At 37.6% G+C, this 20,918-nt stretch carries 8 protein-coding genes; 7 read left to right on the forward strand and 1 reads right to left on the reverse strand.

Annotated elements, in window-relative coordinates; genetic code table 11:
* Positions 1-99 precede the first annotated feature (99 nt).
* From AC0L7T_RS06755 to AC0L7T_RS06785, 7 genes are all read left to right on the forward strand, one after another.
* Positions 100-9,579, forward strand: a complete 9,480-nt coding sequence (locus tag AC0L7T_RS06755) for a LamG-like jellyroll fold domain-containing protein (RefSeq protein ID WP_473341741.1) — start codon at positions 100-102, stop codon at positions 9,577-9,579.
* Positions 9,580-10,095: 516 nt separating this feature from the next.
* Entirely contained in the window at positions 10,096-11,247 is a 1,152-nt protein-coding gene (locus AC0L7T_RS06760) for a glycosyltransferase (protein WP_473341742.1), read from the forward strand.
* A 123-nt stretch (positions 11,248-11,370) separates the two neighbouring features.
* Positions 11,371-12,882 carry a GNAT family N-acetyltransferase gene (locus tag AC0L7T_RS06765; protein ID WP_473341743.1) on the forward strand — a complete coding sequence of 504 codons (1,512 nt, stop codon included), beginning with the start codon at positions 11,371-11,373 and terminating at the stop codon, positions 12,880-12,882.
* 189 nt (positions 12,883-13,071) lie between these two features.
* Complete coding sequence (locus tag AC0L7T_RS06770) at positions 13,072-14,685, forward strand: GNAT family N-acetyltransferase (protein ID WP_473341745.1); 1,614 nt, start codon at positions 13,072-13,074, stop codon at positions 14,683-14,685.
* Positions 14,686-14,711: 26 nt separating this feature from the next.
* On the forward strand, positions 14,712-15,611 hold the full coding sequence (locus AC0L7T_RS06775; RefSeq protein WP_473341746.1) for a polysaccharide deacetylase family protein: 900 nt from the start codon (positions 14,712-14,714) through the stop codon (positions 15,609-15,611).
* A gap of 1,552 nt (positions 15,612-17,163) precedes the next feature.
* Positions 17,164-18,222 carry a glycosyltransferase family 4 protein gene (locus AC0L7T_RS06780; protein ID WP_473341747.1) on the forward strand — a complete coding sequence of 353 codons (1,059 nt, stop codon included), beginning with the start codon at positions 17,164-17,166 and terminating at the stop codon, positions 18,220-18,222.
* Positions 18,223-18,484: 262 nt separating this feature from the next.
* A complete protein-coding gene (locus tag AC0L7T_RS06785) occupies positions 18,485-19,486 on the forward strand; it encodes a glycosyltransferase (RefSeq protein ID WP_473341748.1) in 1,002 nt (333 codons plus the stop codon).
* A gap of 123 nt (positions 19,487-19,609) precedes the next feature.
* Here the strand turns inward: AC0L7T_RS06785 and AC0L7T_RS06790 are convergent, their stop codons facing one another.
* Positions 19,610-20,917: a UDP-glucose dehydrogenase family protein gene (locus tag AC0L7T_RS06790; RefSeq protein WP_473341749.1), complete on the reverse strand. Its 1,308-nt coding sequence runs from the start codon at positions 20,915-20,917 to the stop codon at positions 19,610-19,612.
* Between the last annotated feature and the right edge of the window lies 1 nt (position 20,918).

Below are 20,918 nucleotides of genomic sequence, written 5' to 3' on the forward strand. Positions count from 1 at the left end.
TCACTATATTTATAATACCAAACCAGCCTTTTATTAAATCTCAAAATAATATTTTGAGAAAATAAGTTTTTACTAGTTTTTATAATAAACAATTCAGGTATGTTATTTATACCAAATTCCCTCAACAAGGCAAAGTCTGTACTGTTCTTTGCACTTTTTATGTTTGTTGGCCAACTCTTGTATGCTCAGGATGTGCCATTTGATATTTCAACCCTTCAATTTGAGGGGTTTCCTAAACCGGAACGGGGGACAGCCCTCGAATTTGGGCCAGATGGAAGGTTATACCTTACGGATTTAAAGGGTGATATTAAGATTTACACCATTGAAAAAACGGGGCAAAACATTTACTCCGTAACCGGGTATGAAACCTTGTTAGGGGTTCAGAATATCCCCAACCATGATGATCTCGGTGTTCCAGCAAGGGATGGAAGGAGTGTTCGGCAATCGACGGGAATTACCGTTGTGGGTACGGCTTCTAATCCGATCATTTATGTAGGATCAAGTGATCCGAAGTGGGGTGGACCATCCGGAGACCGGGTATTGGATACCAATTCCGGTATCATTACCAGGCTTACCTGGACTGGATCTACCTGGGATGTGATTGATTTGGTTAGGGGTTTGCCAAGATCCGAAGAAAATCATTCTACCAATGGATTGGTATTGACAGAAATTAACGGAAAACCTTACCTGCTGGTTACCAGTGGTGGCAATACCAATGCGGGGTCTCCAAGTACTAATTTTGCCTGGACAAATGAATATGCCCTAGCATCTGCCATACTTTCTATTGACTTAAATGCGATTAATGCCTTACCTACGCAGACAGACGTAAACTCCGGAAGAAAATTTAAATATGATATTCCCACGCTGGATGATCCATTTAGGGTAAATGTGAATGGAATTTATGATCCTAATGACCCCAATTACAACGGAATTGATGTTGGGGACCCGTTTGGAGGAAATGACGGCTTGAATATGGGAATGCAGGTTTTGGGAGGACCGGTACAGGTTTTTTCTGGAGGGTACAGGAATACCTATGATCTGGTAGTTACCGAAACTGGAAAAGTTTTCGTGACAGATAATGGTCCCAATGCCAATTGGGGGGGATTACCTGAAAATGAAGGAGATCCAAATAGTGTAACCAATAATTATGTTGTTGGTGAATTAGGCAATAACTCTACCAATACCGCTCCGTCCGGGGAATATGTTACCAATCGGGACCATCTGATGATGGTGGCCAATGATATCAATAATTATCAATCTGGAGCGTATTATGGAGGACATCCTTCACCTATTCGCGCTAATCCTGGTATTCCCTATACATTAGGAGCCCCATTTCCTTTTAATCCCGGAGGAGCAGGACTCTACACCAAAAGTGTTGATGATGCATATAGCTGGGAATATGTCTATCCTTCTTACACGGAAAATGAAGTTTTTAGGACTCAAATTTTAGAACCGATCGCGCCCAATCAACCTGGGTTTTTAGACTATGCGGCTACTACCTTGCCTGCCAACTGGCCTCCGGTTCCTTTGATCATGGCCAATCCTAATCATGCAGATTATAGGGCTCCTGATTTGAATAACCCAAATGGTCCACAGCCTGAAATAGTGACCATGTGGGCCATCAACACCAATGCACTGGAGGAATATACTTCTTCTGCATTTGGAGGAGCCATAAAAGGCGCATTAATTGCTGGAAGGAATGGGGGTAGACTTCACCTGGTTACCCTTAATCCAGATGGATCCTTAAAAGACCTTTTCGAGAATAAATGGAATTTAAATGGAGGAAATGCCCTGGGAATTACTTCAAATGGAGATAGTGAGGTATTTCCCGGAACCATATGGGTAGCTACTTTTGATGATCGCATCAGCATTTTCACACCTGCAGATTTGGCTTTTTGTCCCGAGCCCGATGATCCTTTATTTGATCCGGATGCGGATTATGACAATGATGGATTTACCAATCAGGATGAAATTGACAATGATACAGATTACTGTTCTGGGGGGTCTAACCCTTCTGATTTTGATGGGGATCTGATTTCTGATTTGAATGATTTGGACGATGATGGTGATGGTATATTGGATGGTGCCGATCCCTTTCAATTGGGAAACCCCACAAACATGCCCATCGATAATGAATTGTTTTCTGACAATACAGATGAATTGGGAAGACCTTTTGGTTATTTAGGGCTAGGAATGACAGGCTTGATGAACAATGGGGATCCCAATCCCAATTGGCTTAACTGGCTGGATGTACTGGGTGACGGTCCATTGCCCAATGATATTTATGGGGGAGCAGCAGGCGCTATTCAAATTGCCATGACAGGAGGAACTGCCAACGGTACTGCCAACGACCAGGATAAAGGGTTCCAGCTAGGGGCGAATGTAAGTTTAGAAACGGGTGAATTTTTGATCAGAGGTGCTTTGCTTGGATTGGATGGGCCCCAAATGTTTTACAATATTGATCACGATGGAGAGTTGGGCATTCAGATAGGTGATGGCACCCAAGAGAACTTTTTGAAATTCGTGTTTACAAAAACCCATCTGGTAGCCGCTTTGGAAACCAATGATGTTCCTGATAATAATCCTCTGATGATTCCTATTCCAGTGGGGGATAGGCCAAATTCCAGTGAAAAAGTCGAATTTATTTTAAGGGTTTCTTCAGTGTTTGGGATAGTAGAGCCTATGGTCCAAATCGGAGATCGACCTTTGATAAGTTTAGGAACCAAAACCTTAACTTCTCCATTGCTGGACATTGTTCGGGACAGTTCTTTACCATTGGCAATTGGAGTTTTTGGATCATCCCTTCAGGATGGCGTTGAGTTCATGGCAACTTATGATTACTTCCAAGTTACAGCAGACCAACCTTACCCCATTAATGAATTTTTAGACCTAACCAGACAGGTTGGTTCTGGGGATAGACAATACGATTTGACAGAATATTTCAACGATAATAACGGGGTTGAAAATCTTAATTTCTCCGTAACGAATAGCAATTCAGCCTTTGGAGCTTCAATTTCCGGAAGTGAATTGACTTTGGTTTTATCCAGCGAACCTGATTCTACGAATATTACCCTTCGCGCTACCGATCAGGATGGTTATTTTGCCGAACAGCGCTTTACCCTATATGTCGTACCTGCAGAGCAAATTTTGTATCGGGTAAATGCAGGGGGAGCAGCTGTATCTGGAGAAGGTGTCTCACCTAACTGGAAAGAAAATATAATAGATGGGGCTTTTGAAGGTGATGGATATTCTGTGAATTTGGGATCATCTAAATCCACTGTTCTGAATTTTGAAAACAGGCATCCCTCTATTCCTTCTTACATTAATAACAATACTTTCACAGGAATATTCGAAAAAGTCCGTGAAAATTTCGGTGCAGAAAACATGGTTTACAGCATTCCTGTGACCAATGGTGATTATAATGTCAATTTATATTTTGGAAACGGTGCCAATGAAACTCCTTCCGTCGGAGCAAGAATCTTTGATGTCAAGTTGGAGGATAACATTGTGCTGGATGATTTTGACATTGTTGCACAATATGGACATGGAGTTGCAGGTATGGAGAAAATACCGGTAAGTGTGAGTGACGGGGTTTTGAATATTGAATTTGTTAAGCAAACAGGAAATCCAATAATCCATGGCATTGAAATTCTTGGCACACAGATATCCGAACCGATAATTATTGTACAGGAAATAGAAGACCAGCTCAGTAGGGTTGGCGAAGTACTGGATGGAACACTGAGGGCCATGGCTGAAGGTGGAGTAGGAGCCCTATATTATACTGCTTCGAACTTACCTCCGGGAATTGATATCGAAGAGGTGAATGGTAGGATATACGGCACCGTTGATGGTAGCGCCGTTGCCGGCTCCCCTTACCTGATATCTATACAAATCAAGGATTCCAATTATCCAGTCCAAAATGTGGAATCGTTTAATTTCACCTGGACCATAGAACAGCAAGGCTGGAACCTTAGTAATGAGGACCAAAACTATACCGAGAGGCATGAAAATTCATTTGTCCAAGCCGGAAAATACTTTTATATCATGGGAGGAAGGGAAAACTCCACCACTATTGATGTATATGATTTTGAGACTGACAACTGGAATGCGCTTAGTAATGTAGCCCCCTTAAGTTTCAACCATTTCCAGGCCACGACTTATAAAGGATTTATTTGGGTAATAGGATCTTTCCAAACCAACGCTTATCCTAATGAAGTCCCGGCTACAAATGTCTGGATATTTGATCCGGTAAATGAACAATACATTATGGGACCTGAAATACCTGAAGATAGAAGAAGGGGCTCAGCAGGATTAGTAATGTACAAAGATAAATTTTATGTGATAGGTGGGAATACCATGGGCCATAGCGGAGGTTATGTTCCCTATTTCGATGAATTCGATCCTGCAACAGGCACTTGGACACCATTGGAAAATGCGCCTCGACCAAGAGATCATTTCCATGCCGTGGTGATTGGTAATAAATTATATGCCGCTGCCGGCAGGCTAACAGGTGGAGCTGAAGGCGTGTTTGCCCCGGTAATACCAGAAGTGGATGTATATGATTTTGAAACTCAAACCTGGTCTACCCTGCCAAGTAACCTCAACATTCCTACTCCAAGGGCTGCCGCAATTGCTGCTAATTTCAATGAACAATTGTTTATTGCCGGAGGTGAAAATCTTAGTAGCGATGATGCGTTGGGTACCACAGAAATGTATGATCCTGTCACCCAAATTTGGTCCAGTGGATTGGATATGAACTTCCCAAGACATGGAACGCAGGCTATCCTTTCAGGAAACGGCTTATTTATAGCAGGTGGTTCTCCGAATAGAGGAGGAGGACGACAGCGGAATATGGAATATTTTGGAATAAATAATCCAACAGGACAGTCCTTATCCGGAAGTACCTTATCTGTTCTGGAAGACCTACAAGTGGACAGTGAAAGTCAACTTGTCGCTGATTTGAATGTTTCTGGTGGTAATCAAGCCATATATATCGAAGCGATGTACATAGAGGGGGATGATGCTTCTGATTTTGAGTTTGTGGATGGATCATTTGATCACTCAGTTTTATCAGCCAACAGTTCTAATACAGTTTTACTCAACTATAATGGCACAAAGAGCAATCTGGATGCTAAACTGGTTGTGGAATATGGTAACAATATTTTACTTGAAATACCCATTCAAGGGTATGTTTCTGGAGTAATACCTAGCCCTCCCACAATTATCTCACCTGCTGATCAAGCCACTGGAATAGAAAATGTTTCTGATCTAACTTGGGAAGCTGAACCCTTGGCGACTGAATATTGGGTACAGATATCAAAGAATACTGAGTTCTCTTCTACTGCAGCAGATGTTCAGGAAATAATCGGCACTACCTTCACTACACCTGAACTTCAGGATCTCACCACTTATTATTGGAGGGTCGCAGCTTATAATGAGGATGGGGTTTCACTTTGGTCAGAAGTACGGAGCTTTATAACCAAAGAGACCGAAACAGTGTTGCCTAACGCACCAGTGCCAACCAGTCCGGCAAATCAAGCCACGGATCTTTTAAAGACCGTAACGTTGAGTTGGGATGCAGAACCTTTGGCAGCGACCTATAAAGTGCAGGTTTCATTGGATTCTGATTTTACAACGACCGTAGTTAACGATCAGAATATATCAGGTACATCCTTTACTACATCTGCATTATTGGCAAACACTCAATATTATTGGAGAGTAGCCGCTACCAATACAGTAGGGGAAGACTCACCGTGGTCAATTGAATGGTCCTTTACTACTGCTGCTGACGAATCAACTTCATCTGATTTGGTGGGGTATTGGAAGATGGAAGAAGGAAGTGGCAGCACACTAATTGATTATTCTGGAAAGAACAATAATGCTGCAATAGTTAGAAATTCGGGAATCACTTGGGTTACAGGTGTAGAAGGACTTGCACTAAGTTTGACAGGCTCTTTAGACCGATTCGCCACTGTAGCACATAATTCTACTTTGGACATTACCCAAGCCATTACCATCGCTGCATGGATCAAGCCTGATGGATTAAGCAGAAAACAAATACTGTCGAAATCAGGCCCTGACGGGTATGAATTTACTATTTTCGAAAACGGCAAATTGGAATTCCGGTTCAACAGAGAAAGCAGCGGAACTGAATATATGATTTATTCCAATACTGATTATCCCACTAATGGTGAAACCTGGATGCATGTCGCTGCTACATTCGATGGGACCACTTCAAAGATTTATGTCAATGGGATAGAGGACAATTCAGCAACCTATTTTCCTGTAATGATCAAATCCAACACCACCGATTTACAGATTGGAGCAAAATATGGAAACAACAGGTGGAAAGGGGAACTTGACGAAGTCAGGCTCTATAAGGGGGCACTAAACAATCAGGAAATTCTTACTTTATACAATGGAGAGACAGTTGTTACTGAAGAGCCTGCAGCTCCTTTACTAGCATTACCAAATGATAATTCAAGTGATTTATCTAACTTGAATTTGAATCTTAGTTGGAATGCTTCAGAATCCGCAAATGATTACAAAATTCAGGTTGCCCAAAATACTCTTTTCACGGGCACATTGATTGAAGAAGAAGGGATTACAAATACCTCTTATACCGTTGCTGAACTTCAACCCAACACAGACTATTACTGGAGGGTGGCTGCATCGAACCAAGAAGGAGATTCACCTTGGTCTGAAATCTGGAGTTTCAACACTGCCGAAGTAATATCCGGCAATTCTGACTTGGTAGGTCATTGGAAAATGGAGGAAGGTAGTGGAAGTACTTTAATTGATCACTCTGGAAACGGGAACAATGCCAATATCAAAAATAATTCAGGCGTTTCATGGGTGACTGGAATCGATGGGCTTGCGCTAAGTTTGACAGGTTCTTCAAATAGGTATGCTTCAGTACCACACAATGCTACTTTGGACATCAATGAGGCCATTACAATTGCTGCATGGATCAGACCAGATGGGCTTAGCAGAAAGCGAATCCTTTCCAAGTCAGGGCCTGATGGATACGAGTTCAGCATATTTGAAAATGGTAAACTTGAATTTAGATTTAATAGGGAGAGCAATGGAACTGAATATAGGATTTATTCCAATGCAGATTATCCTACCGATGGTCAGACCTGGATGCATGTCGCAGCTACCTTTGATGGAACCACCTCAAAAATCTATGTCAACGGAGTAGAAGATAACTCCGCTACCTATTCGCCTACACTGATCAAATCCAACACCACGGAATTACAAATTGGGGCAAAGTATGGTAACAACAGATGGAAAGGGGAACTTGATGAAGTCCGACTTTACAGCGGTGCCTTGAACAATCAGGAAATCAATGATCTCTATAATGGTACTTCTAGTGTTCCAAATAAACCTACAGCACCACTCCTTTCATCTCCTGAAAACTTCTCCACCAATGTATCCGAATTAAGTATTAATTTAGTCTGGGAAGCTCCGGCATCTGCAGATGAATATTGGATTCAAGTTTCTGAATACCCAGATTTCTCAGGATCCTTGATAGAGCAAACGGGCATTACTAGCACTTCCTTTACTTTGCCTGATCTTGAGTCAAATTCTACTTATTTCTGGAGGGTGAATGCTTCCAATGAAGAAGGGGTTTCACCCTGGTCTCAAGTGTGGAGCTTTACCACGGAAGAAGACTTGTCAGAACTTTATGATTTGGTAGGCTACTGGACAATGGAAGAAGGCTCAGGCACCGTGCTACTAGATCAGTCCGGTGTAGGCAATGATGCCACTATTCAGGATAATTCCGGTATCACATGGGTTTCTGGAGTAGAAGGGCTTGCCTTAAGTCTAACGGGTGCTGTCAACAACTATGCTACTGTACCTCATAATTCTACCTTAGACATTAATGAGGCCATCACCATAGCTGCCTGGATAAAACCAGATGGAATAAACAGAAAACGAATTCTTTCTAAGTCAGGGGTTGATGGATATGAGCTCAGCATTTTTGAAAACGGCAAGGTGGAATTTAGTTTTAACAGAGGAAGTAACGGAGAGAGTTATGTGATTTATTCCAATACGGATTATCCAACTGATGGGCTTACCTGGATGCATGTTGCTGCCACTTTTGATGGAACAACTTCAAAAATCTATATAAATGGAATCGAGGACAATTCCGCTACCTATTCTCCAGTGCAGATCATCTCAAATAGCTCTGAATTGCAGATCGCGGCAGAATCCGGTAACGACAGATGGGAAGGAGAACTTGATGAAATCAGACTTTATAATATAGCTCTGGATAATGTGGAGGTCTTTGATGTCTTCAATGGAGGACCGCCTGAGGCACCAGTTGCTCCTCAATTAAGCAGTCCTACCAGTGGTGAAACCGGACTGGCACGCACAGGATTGATTCTGGATTGGGATTCAGTTGATATGGCAGACGATTATACCATTCAATTTGCTGAGGACCCTGGCTTTACAATTGGTGATATTACCATGTCCGGGTTAGAAGAAACTTCTTATCCTATGCCAAGCTTGCAGTACAACACGACTTATTTTTGGAGGGTAGCTGCAACCAACTCCGTAGGAGATTCTCCATGGTCTCAGACCTGGGATTTCACCACTGAACCTGAAACCATTTCAGAAGATTTGGTAGGTTACTGGTCGATGGAAAATGGCAGTGGGAATACCTTGATAGACTATTCCGGAAATGGTAATGATGCAACCATCCAAAATACATCAGGTGTAAGTTTGGTGCCAGGTAAAGTAGGGGTTGCATTGAGATTGACGGGATCTATAAATAGGTATGCCTCCGTTCCTCATAATGCGAGTTTGGATATCAATGAAGAGATCACAATTGCTGCATGGATCCGACCTGACGCAGTAAAAAGGAAGCAAATCCTTTCCAAGTCTGGACCGGACGGATATGAATTCAGTATCTATGAAAACGGGAAGCTGGAATTTAGATTTAATAGGGAAAGCAGTGGAACTGGATATAGGATTTTCTCCAATGCGAATTATCCTGCTGATGGGCAAACCTGGACACATGTAGCAGCCACATTTAATGGGACTACCTCCAAGGTTTACATCAATGGAGTGGAGGACAATTCAGCCACTTACGCTCCTGTGGAGATCAAATCGAATACCACTGAATTGCAAATTGGAGCCAAATACGGTAACAATAGGTGGGATGGTGACCTCGATGAAATCAAGCTCTACAATAGAGCGCTAAGTGGAAGTGAAATAGCCAATCTTTTCAACCCAAGTCTTGGACTTCGGATTATGACAGATTTGAATTCCGTTTATGTAAATGAGGATAATTCGGGAATAAATGCTGATCAAGAGGAGCCAGCATTGGCAACGCGCATTTATCCTAACCCCGTTGATGATGTGATAAACCTTGAATTGTCAGGTGTGATGGAAGATATAGTTCATATCCATATCTTTGACATGAAGGGTGTGAAAATGATGGAGGGAGACTTTGAGATTAAATGGGGTAAACTTGCCATTGATATTTCAGATCATAATCTATCTCAAGGGATTTACGTTCTTTTGGTCAACAGAAATGGCCGACAAGAAATGCTAAAATTCATTAAACAATGATAGGTATTTCATGATTTAAATATTTATTAGGTTGAAAAAAAACCGCCCCTTAAAGTTAAAAAAGGGGCGGTTTTTATTAGATTTATCCAGAAATAGGCTATAGATTTTCTGTTGATTTGTGTAATCATCTCAAAATCAAATGTTTATTCACTATTGATCCATCCCCAAATAGCCAGATTTTCTTCGGATTACACCCCTTCCCGGAAGAATGGGAAACCCATTTCATAATCAGGGTTTAAGTTTCAGAACAACCGACCTAATTCGACCCATACTCATCCAAATAGAGCAAAGGAAAGGAGGCATCTAATTTGTAATTCATATTAAGGAAAAGGGGAAGAGTGAAATTGGAATTTTCTTCACATATTTGGCATAATATAAGGAGGTTGTAAAAAGGAAACCATCTATCCGGTTGTTCAGCAAGTATGAAGCAAAGAATAGATATTTATTTGAAAATATTTTAAAGTAAAAAATCATTAGTTTTTAATTTACACTTATACCAAAAAGGGCAAACATTTTATGAAAAGAATTTTATTTTTTATAGGAGGATTGGTTGCAGGGGGAAAGGAAAGAAGGTTTATGGAACTTCTTTCTTTTATGAAAAACACAGGTGAATTTGAAATGATGATTGTCACAACTGGTAAGGTTGTTGATTTCCCAATTTTTAACCAACTTGAAATACCACTAAAAATCATAAAAAAGAACAGGTATTTTGGAAGCAGTAGCGTTCCTTATTCTTTTTTTCGTATTACAAGTGAATTTAAACCCGACATAATACATACCTGGGGGCGTATGCAAACCTTATATGTATTGCCTACCAAGTTATTAAAAAACATCCCTTTAATCAACGGTCAAATCACCAATGCCTCGCCAAACATCTCCTTTAGAAATAGATTCATCGACAAATTAAACTTTCAGAAATCAGATATTATTTTATCCAATTCTTTTGCTGGGATACAAGCGTACAAGCCACCAAAAGAAAAATACAGAGTGATTTATAATGGGGTAAACTTGGGTCGTTTTGAAAATTTAGCGAGTCAATCAGCTATAAAAGAAAAATACCAAATCAATACTCCGTTTGCGGTAGTGATGGTGGCTACCTTTTCAAAAAATAAAGATTATATAAGGTTTTTTAAAATAGCAAAAAAAGTTTTATCTATCCGACAGGACGTTAGCTTTTTAGGCGTAGGCCACTTTCATAAGGGAAAAAACTCTCTCTATCAAAAGTGTTTAGAGATCACAAATGGTCATCCAAATTTAATTATGACTGGGTTAATCTATGACGTTGAAGCCTTAGTGAATGCTTGTGATATTGGGGTATTGATTTCCAATGAAAAGGTTCATGGGGAAGGTATTTCCAATGCAATATTGGAATATATGGCTTTGGGATTACCCGTAATTGCTAATGATGCAGGTGGAACAAGGGAATTAATTAAGCCAGGAGAAAACGGTAGGTTGATTACTGAAGAAACCAATGATGAAATAGCCCAAATTATTTCTGAATTATTGGATCAACCGGAATCAAAACTAAAATTTGGTAGTGCCGGTAAACAACTTATTGAGCAAAATTTTACCATTAAAAAAATGGGAGAACATTTCATAAAACTATACGGGGATGTTTTAGGTAGCCCTACAACTGCTTTTCATCAAAACCAGGAAAAAATTTATTAGTTAATTTCAAATGATGAAATAATTCACTAAATCAGAGGTGTTTACAACGTGAAAAATGGAGATTATAAATCTATTACGTGAAATCATGGATATCAATTTTCCTTAATGCCCTAAATCTAGATAATGAATCAAGAAAATATCAGACTTGTTGAGGGGGAAGCGGTTTTACAATTATTAGAAGACCCTAGTTTTTTTGAAAGCTTGAATAAGTTATATGAGGAAAGCGCAGGGACAACTATTTTCCAAAATCCTGTATTCATTAAAACATGGTGCCAAATTAAGATTTCTGAATATGTTCCACTTATCGCAACTGATTATTTTGAGAATGGCCTAAATGCGGCAGTTTTTTTAGCGATTAAAAGAGAATCTAATGGTCAAATTAAAAAGAACCAGGCTAAGATTATCGGTTTGGGGGAATACGATGCAGAGTACCAAACCTGGCTGGTAAGGGAAGGGAATGAAGAACGTTTTTTGTCCAAGGCATTCACTCTTATCTTTCGGAAACATCCCAATTGTAAACTTGTCTTTCGGTTTATTCCTTCTTCAAAAAGTATAGCTTGGTTAGACCAAAATCCAAAATGGAAAAAAAACAGTGTGATACAGCCTTTCCATAGACCTTTAATGCAGATGTCGCATCCCAACTATAGGAAGGTGTTTAAAAAAAGGCATTTAAAGGCAAAGTACAATCGATTTGTAAGGGCTGGGAAAATGGACTTTGAAGAAATAACAGAAATCAACCGATTTACTGAAGTGTATGATTCGGTAATGATTATGTATGATTTCAGGCAAGGGGCTTTGTTTAATAAAATTCCTTCAGCTGCAAATCCACTAAGGCGCCCCCTTTTTATTTCTCTTTTTGAACAAAATATACTTCATGTATCTGTATTGAAATTGGATGATGAGATCACTTCATGCATTATAGGTATGAAATCTAAATTATGGATGCATTTGTCAGGTATGGTTACCTATTCTCCCTTTTATTCCAAACATTCACCAGGACTTGTACATTTATATATGTTGGGACAATATTTGGGAGAGCAGGGTTTTGCTTATTTCGATCTTTCTCCAGGTGATGATGGTTACAAAGAAAGATTTGCATCAAATGCCGATGAAGTATATGAACTAACCGTGAGTCAGGATCCAATTTTTAAACTTAAAATAGAAGCTCGGAAAAAATTCCATGCTTTTTTATTATCAAAGGGTATCCGATCCATGACTTTCAATGTTAAAGTTCAACGCTCAAAGCACTTACTCAAATCTAAATTTCATTACTTAAAAAATAGGATTACCCACTCCAAAGTGAAACCATTAGAAAATCCGATGGTATCATTTCAGATAGAGAAAAATAATATCAGGCATTTATTGGCATATGATGATGACTTGGGCATTTCTCGATGGGATTATCTTTCTGATGCCTTTAAACGAGTAGAGGATGGAGAGGTTTTTCTTTCTTGGGCTGACGAACATAGGCTTATGTTTTGTCTTTGGTTTCAAGAAAATAAAATGGAATCCGGTGAAGTGGAAGACCAGTCCATTGTTGTTAAGGACGAAGCCTATATTCACCCAAGTGCACATTTTATGAAAGATAAATTAATGGAAACTGCCTCATCAATCTTAGGACCTTTATACGAATGATGATTCATTTTATTTTGGCATAAAGACCTTTCATCTATCTTGCCATTGTTATAAATAACAGTTATTGTCCCTCAACTATAATTGTTCCTTTAAAAGGAGGCATGTTTTGGATTGGAAAAACTTAATGTGAGGTGATTACTGGACTGAAATCAAATTATCTAAAATCTTGAAAATAAAATTTAATTGAGAATGAAAATTTTTCAAAAAGAGGAAGCAATAAATTTGTTGAAGGATGAAAAATTTTTAGATGCCTGGGATCAACTTTTTAGGCTTTGCCCCTGGGCTACTGTTTTTCAAGGTAAAGATTTTGTTTTGGCATGGTATGGAATTTATACGGAATTCATTCCTATAATTTTAGCGGATTGGGACGGACAAAATCTTAAAGGAATATTTACACTTACCATTGATAGAAAGGGGACAATTACAGCTGCAGGGACCAATCTGGCAGAGTATCAGGTTTGGCTTTCAACCGCGGATGAAAGCAATGCCTTTATAGAGGATTCGATTGGACTTTTGAAGTCATTTTTTCTCGGGAAAACGATCATTTTGAAATATTTACCTCCAAATACCCCCGTCAAAAATTTTGGAAGAAAGGATAGATGGGGAAATCATGTATTTTTAAAATCCCATCTGCAACCATTGATGGCCAGCAATGAGCAATTGTTGATCCATGAGTTAAAAAAGAAAAACCGCAAAGAAAAAATCAATAGACTTAAAAGAAAGGGGGACCTTAAATTTGAAGTTATTTCCAAAATTGAGTCTTTTAGAAATATTATAGATGAACTGATTATTCAAAGTGATTTCAGGAAAGGGGCGATGTATGACAAAGTAGCTTTTAAACAAGAAGCTCATAGGAAAGATTTTATGATTCGTTTATTCGAATTGGGACTACTACATGTAAGTATACTAAAATTGAATGAGGAAATTATTGCCTCCAATGCAGGTATTGTCGGGGTTAAAATGGTGCATTTACAAGGTATTAATTCACATTCACCATTTTATGCCAAATACTCTCCAGGAATACTACATTTCCTTATGCTAGGAATCGAACTGAAAAACACTGAAAAAGAATTTTTTGACCTAACTCCTGGGGGAGCAAAAGGATATAAAGAAATGTTGGCCAATACCTTTCAGGAAGCTTATGAACTTAAAGTTTCTACACCATTTAAAAGTCTTATAGAAAAAAATAAAGAGATTTTGAAAATTATAATTAAAGATGCTTTCGATGGTTTGCCGAAATACAATGTTCAGCCCAGTGTGGTAGTCAATCGAATTCAATACTTTAAGAAAAAATCATCTTTACTTTTGGAAAAAGGTCTGGATGTCTTTAACTATGATGGGATCAATAAAATATTTTCCAATCAGCTTAAAACCTATATTACCATCAACGCTATAGAAAGGGATGAGCTTCCCAATCGATTTCAGGTTCGGGGAAATAGAATAAATGATTTAATGTGTTTTGATGAATCAGTGGGGATTATTTCCAGAAAAGAATTTCTATTTGATTGTATGAAAAGAATTGAAACAGGGCATCACTTCTATTGTCTAATGGCAGAAAATTCCTTATGTGCCGTTCTCTGGTACATTCCTACCGAAGTGAATTCAGGAGAGCCTACTACATCGAAAAAAAATAACTTTGAATACAATACCCTAGCTTTTTCCTATTACCAAGTCACCTTTCTTCAGGAAATCCATGGATTATTAAATACGGTTTTGAAAAAAATCAATGTGCCATTACCAATTCAAATTCAGTTTTCTTCGCAGCAGAAAATGTTAAAAAAACACCTAAGTCGTAACATATAAAATAGTTTTATTATAATTGCTGGTATATGAAATTTAATGCAAGAAATATTGTGTCCTATTTTGTAGCGCAAACTTTCATTTTGATGGGCTTGGTCAATCGTGCAAAAAAGAAGGCTTTAAACGGTGATCATATTTTGTCAATATATTGTCATAATCCGTCAAAAAAAGAATTTGAATTCACCATTAATTGGTTTACCAAAAATGGCTTCAAATTTATAGGTATGGAAGACCTTAAAAAGATAGTGACTGGGGATCAGTCATTTCCAAAAGGAGCAGTTTTAATTACCGCAGATGATGCCTGGGCCTCCAATGTTGCTAATTTAGCAGAAGTTGCTATTCAAAATAAAATTCCCCTCACCATATTTGTTCCTTCTGAGTCAATCGAAATGGGTAATTATTGGTTTAATTATGCAAAGAAAGCCAGTAGATTAGGGATGGATTATCCTACTTCCGAAGCATTAAAAAAGGTCCCGAACGAGGAGAGGAGGGTCATTTTATCGGAAATTGAAAGAAAAATAAATTTACCAAGAGAAGCGATGACTGTTTCAGAAATTCAGGAAATCGCCCAATCCCGGTGGATTACATTTGGTGGACATAGCCATAGCCATCCGATTTTACCAAATTGCAGTGCAGAAGAATTGAAATCAGAAATTTCTTTGAATAAAAGAAAATTGAAAGATTGGATTGACTATTCAATTGACACCTTTGCGTATCCCAATGGAGATTTTGGTATTCGGGAAATAAATGCATTAAAAAAGGAAGGTTTTCAATTTGGGTTTACCAATAAGCCAAATTATATAAATCCTCACGCACTTAAATCAAAATTTGAATTACCAAGGATTGGCATTTTAGAAGGAGCTTCAAATGCAGAAAACATTTGCCGACTGGTAGGGGTCTGGCATAAAAATACCTATAAGCTGTTTTAGATTAATATATAGAAACCTGTTCTTGTAAGGGTCAAACCACTTTCCCTTTGCAATAGGAAACTGCTTTTACTTTATCCTACCTATCGCTTTCAATACTAATCCACTATAAATTTTATAGCATCAATTGGGTTGATATCATCCCAAGAAATCGAAAATTCAAACGTCCCATCGCATTCAGCCGCATATCGTTTCATTCGAATTCGTGTGAAATTATTCAACCTGAAAAATAAAATAATAAAGACATATTACAACCAATTGCGTGGAGTTGACTAGTTTTTTTTGGTTTTCTTTTTTGTAATGGAAAGATTAAACCCGCATTATGTAATAGGATTTCCCGTGCTTACGGGAAGTGTTGTAATCGAAAGAAAGTCAGTCTGTTTGGATATTTTAGCATAGCACCGCTATGGTGAACCTGGCTACCGTCAGGTAAAATTTAAAACAGTAACGATTGGGTATTTTGAAGCGTTTTCAGCAGGTATTAGATTTTCTATTGCATATTTTAGGGTAAATCGAATATGTGAGAAGGGAAAATGTTTCAGGAGTTTTTAAATAATTTTATAACAAGTGAGATCCTTCAGTAGGTTAGGTGAATGTGTTTATTTCTTTCCCTTAGCTTATTTTGGGAATTAGCACTGATCTCCTCTATTTTTCCTGCTATCTTAAATGTTCTGTGACAGCCCCTTTTTATTTGCATTGCGGTAATTTTCCACAAGATGGTAATTACCGCCCAATTTTTCTTACAGTGGGGGGGGTCCATAAAAGCACTTGTAGAACTTTCAGAAAATAAAGGGATTAACTCTTAAAATAAAATACCTGCTGTGTTTTGCAATTTGATTATAATCCAATTGAAGGCAAGAACGCATAAATATTGGATTGTATACTATAATAAGGGTTCATTTGCTGAAATTTTACATTAATTTCTCCCATGTCCTCACATGAATCATGGTGTGTAAATTGAAGTCAGAAAAAATTTTTAAATAAATATCGTCTTTTCCAAGGATATGAATAGGAATATATGGTTATTTGGATTAGAACTTATTGAGTAAAAGTTCAAGAGATTCTAAATATTCAAATATTTGAAAGGTTTGCAATCGATGGAGCATTTAATAATTAAAAGCAGATATAAATTGGAATAATGTTTGTTTTGAGTTAAGTGTGGCGAAACTCACTAGGTTTAAGTAATTTATGAATTTATCATAACAATATTACAAATGCGGTCGAACTTAATCCCCAACTGCTCATATCCATTTGGAATATTGTAAATACCCGATTCTTATGGGGTTTTATGTTATCACCTGTAATTAAGGCTTGAGATGTAGTGGGCTGAGCCATAACTGGAGTATAGAAATGCTATTGGTCTTTTTCCTAAAAGAGATGAGAGATAATATGCAATCAATATTCCCTCCTTCATTATTCTATGTACCCCAAATTTATAGCTGTTCAATACGAATAATTAGTAGAGGTAAATTTGAATTCAAAATAGGAGTATTAAACCTTAGTGTTGGTAGGTGAAGAAAAACAATTGTTGAACGGTAAATAATATATTATCCTAATGGAACAATTTTCACAAGATCTTGGTGTTCAAATCGATTTTCCTGTAATCGAAAAAATCCATAATACCAGTAATTTCGGCAACAAAAAGAAGACTCTTAAGGTGCTTTTTGTGTCTTCCGGGAACATGAAAAGTTTTGATATTGCTCCATGTATTAGAATGCAAGGAGATTCTTTGGAATCAGAAAATATTAAAGTTACCTATTTTAAAATTAGAGGTAAAGGTGTTTTAGGGTATTTAACCAGCATTTCAGAATTTCGAAATTTTCTACATAACAAAAAATTTGACCTTATTCATGTACATTTTACTCTCTCTGCTTGGGTAGTTGTCTTGTCCTTTCCAAAACTACCTTTGGTTTTATCAATTATGGGGACGGATGCTTTTGGTAGGCTGAAGAAATACAGTAAGATTAGATTTTATAATAGATACCTTACTTTAATGACCATGTTGATCCAGCCATTTGTTTCATTTATTATATCAAAATCCCATAATATTGATCGCCATGTTTGGCTAAAAAATAAAAGTACAGTGCTGCCCAATGGCGTGGACCTGGAAAAAATTGATGGCAAGAGGGTTAGTTTTGCTAAGGAACTGGGGTTAAACACCAACAAAAAAAACGTTTTGTTTTTAGGTAATCCCATCGATGTTAATAAGAATTTTCAACTTTTAGAAGGTTTAAAAGAAAAGTTGAAAAAGTCAGGAATTGAAATCATCAACCCTTATCCAATTAGTCATACTAGAGTAAAGAAATTACTATCAACAGTTGACGTTTTAGTGATGTGTTCTTTCAAAGAAGGGTCTCCAAATGTGGTAAAAGAAGCTATGGCATCCAATTGTAAAGGTGTTTTTACCGATGCTGGTGATGTTAGAGAAATTGTTAGTGGTACCAGAGGATATGCCATTATAAATGCGGATGCTAAAGAATTAGAAGAAGCAATTTATAGAGTATTGGCCATGGATCACTGTGACGGAAGGGAAAAAATTAAAGAATTGGGCTTGGATTCAAACCAAATAGCCAAAAGGTTAAGATCCATTTATACAAGTGTATTAAAGCAATAATTTGGTCTGTTAATATTGAATGGTTAATAACTGGATTATAAAATATTCAAACTGAGAATTTTAACACTAAATAAGCTCCCTTTTGGAATTGTTTTTTTATTGATACATTTCATAGCGCAACAGTATACCATGAAATTAAAGGTTAAATATAGTAGAAATAAAAGCACACTTTAACGATATAGTATTATATTTATTATAAGTTATTTATAATATATATAATATTATTTCTAACGATATGTGTGTTATTTGAACCCTATAAAGAATGGTATTGTCAAAAAATAAAAATTCGACTCTGGACAAAAAACTAAAAGTATTGTTTGTTTCCTCAGGTAACCTCAAAAATTTTGATGTTGCGCCTTTTATCAAAGTACAGGGAGATTCTTTATACAACGAAGATGTTGAGGTTGAATATTTTAAAATATCGGGTAAGGGATTGAAAGGATATATTTCCAATATAGGTCCACTTAAGCAATTTTTAAAGGATTCCAATTTTGATTTAATTCATGCCCATTTCACCCTATCTGCCTGGGTAGCTGTACTATCCTTTCCAGGAATCCCAATAATTTTATCTTTGATGGGTACCGATGCCTACGGAAGGATCCATAGTTATAAAAAAAATCGGCTTTATCTAAATTACTTTACCCTATTAACCTTATTGATTCAGCCCTTTGCAAAAAAAATCCTTTCTAAATCTCCGAATATCGAAAAATTTGTTTGGCAAAAAAAGAAATCCAATGTGCTACCAAATGGAGTAGATTTTAAGAAATTTTATCCCGTTGAGAGAAACTTTAGGAAAAGACTTGGTTTGAGTGAAGACAAGAAGTATGCATTGTTTTTGGGAAATCATAATGATCCTAGAAAAAATTATCAATTATTGGATAAAACGAGGCAAGATTTGGCAAGTTCAAATATTGAAATAATTGCTCCTTATCCCATTCCCCATCATCAGGTCTTTGAATACCTCAATTCAGTCGATGTTCTAGTGATGTGCTCTTATGAAGAGGGGTCACCCAATGTTGTGAAAGAAGGGATGGCTTGTAATTGTAAAGGTGTATTTACTGATGTAGGTGATGTAAAGTATCTTCTTGAAGATACAGAAGGATATGCGATAACTGGATTTGATTCTAAGGAACTAGCTGAAAATATCAGAAAAGTGATAGCCATGAATAACTGTAATGGAAGGGACAGGCTTATCGACCTTAAATTAGATATTCCCTTGGTTGCAGAAAAATTAAAAGAAATTTATCTGTCTTCTCTTGCGTAGGCTTTATTTTGAATTAATACTATAACTTATAATATTTTTTTGTGCTAAGAGGTGTTGCGTATATTACTTAAGTAACAAATAAATTAAATAGGATGGGAGATTTATTGCAATCTCCCATTCCATTTACCAACACAAACCGACATAATTGGGCAAATTTTCCAATTCTGGAATTCTCACCAAATCAATCAAGACTTCTTTTTTAGAAAGCAAATCCATATAAGGTTTTGGGTCAAAGTTTTTGTGGTTTAATAGGACGATATCTGCATTTTCCAAGGCTACTTTGGGATCGCTGGTGATCAGATCCGATAAGTGTGGAAGGTGTTGGTCAATAAACTGTTTGTTGGCACCTACCAATTTTGAAATATGTACATTTTTATCATAGATAGAAAGATTAAATCCTTTCCCAATCAATTTTTCTGAAATATCTACCGAAGGGCTGTACCTTAAATCATCGGTACCTTCTTTAAAGGATAATCCCATCAGCGCAATATTTCTTTTACCTGTCCTGTTTATCAATTCAAATGCAATTCTCTTTTGATTTTCATTGGATTCATGAATGGCATTAAGTACCGGTGTAGAAAGGTATTGATCATGGGCTAGGGTTACGATGCCTTTTAGGTCTTTAGGTAAACAGGAACCACCATAGGCGAATCCAGGCTTGAAGTATACAGGGGAAATATTGAGGTGGGTATCCTTACAAAAGATGTCCATTACTTTATGAGAATCAATTTTCAAAGATTTGCAGATGTTTCCCACTTCATTGGCGAAAGAGATTTTCAACGCATGGAAAGAATTATTTACGTATTTGATTATCTCTGCTTCTTCTATACCTGTTATTTCTATTGGTCCACCCAGTTCTTTATACAAAGAGGAAACCATTTCAATTGCTTCCGGATGGTCACCTCCAATGACTGTCACCGCAGGAGCATAATAATCTTTCACTGCAGACCCTTCCCTTAAAAATTCGGGATTTGACACAACTGAAAAACTTTCTCCTCTCTTTTTACCTGAAAAGGATTCAATTATTTCTCCTATTTTACGGTTTGTCCCAGGCAAAACGGTACTTCTGATTACAATCACATGAAAGTCATCTTTTTCCTTTAAAGCTTCTCCAATTTGTTCCGCCGTTTTATAGATGTAATTAAGGTTAAGATGACCGTGTGGGGAAGATGGCGTACCCACGCAGATAATACTTAATGAGGTAGATTTGACTGCATCAAAGGCGGTGACCGTGGCAGAAATTTTGCCCTTATTAAATTCTTCCCTGATGATTTGATCGATGTCCTTTTCAACAATAGTGGGTAAACCACTATTAATCAGTTCTACCTTTAAAGGGTTTATATCCACGCCAACTACTTCATGTCCATTTTTTGCCAGACAACCGAGGCTAACGCATCCTACATAGCCCAATCCGAAAACTGAAATTTTCATA

It is taken from the genome of Cyclobacterium sp. 10D3-21 (genome assembly GCF_055809755.1).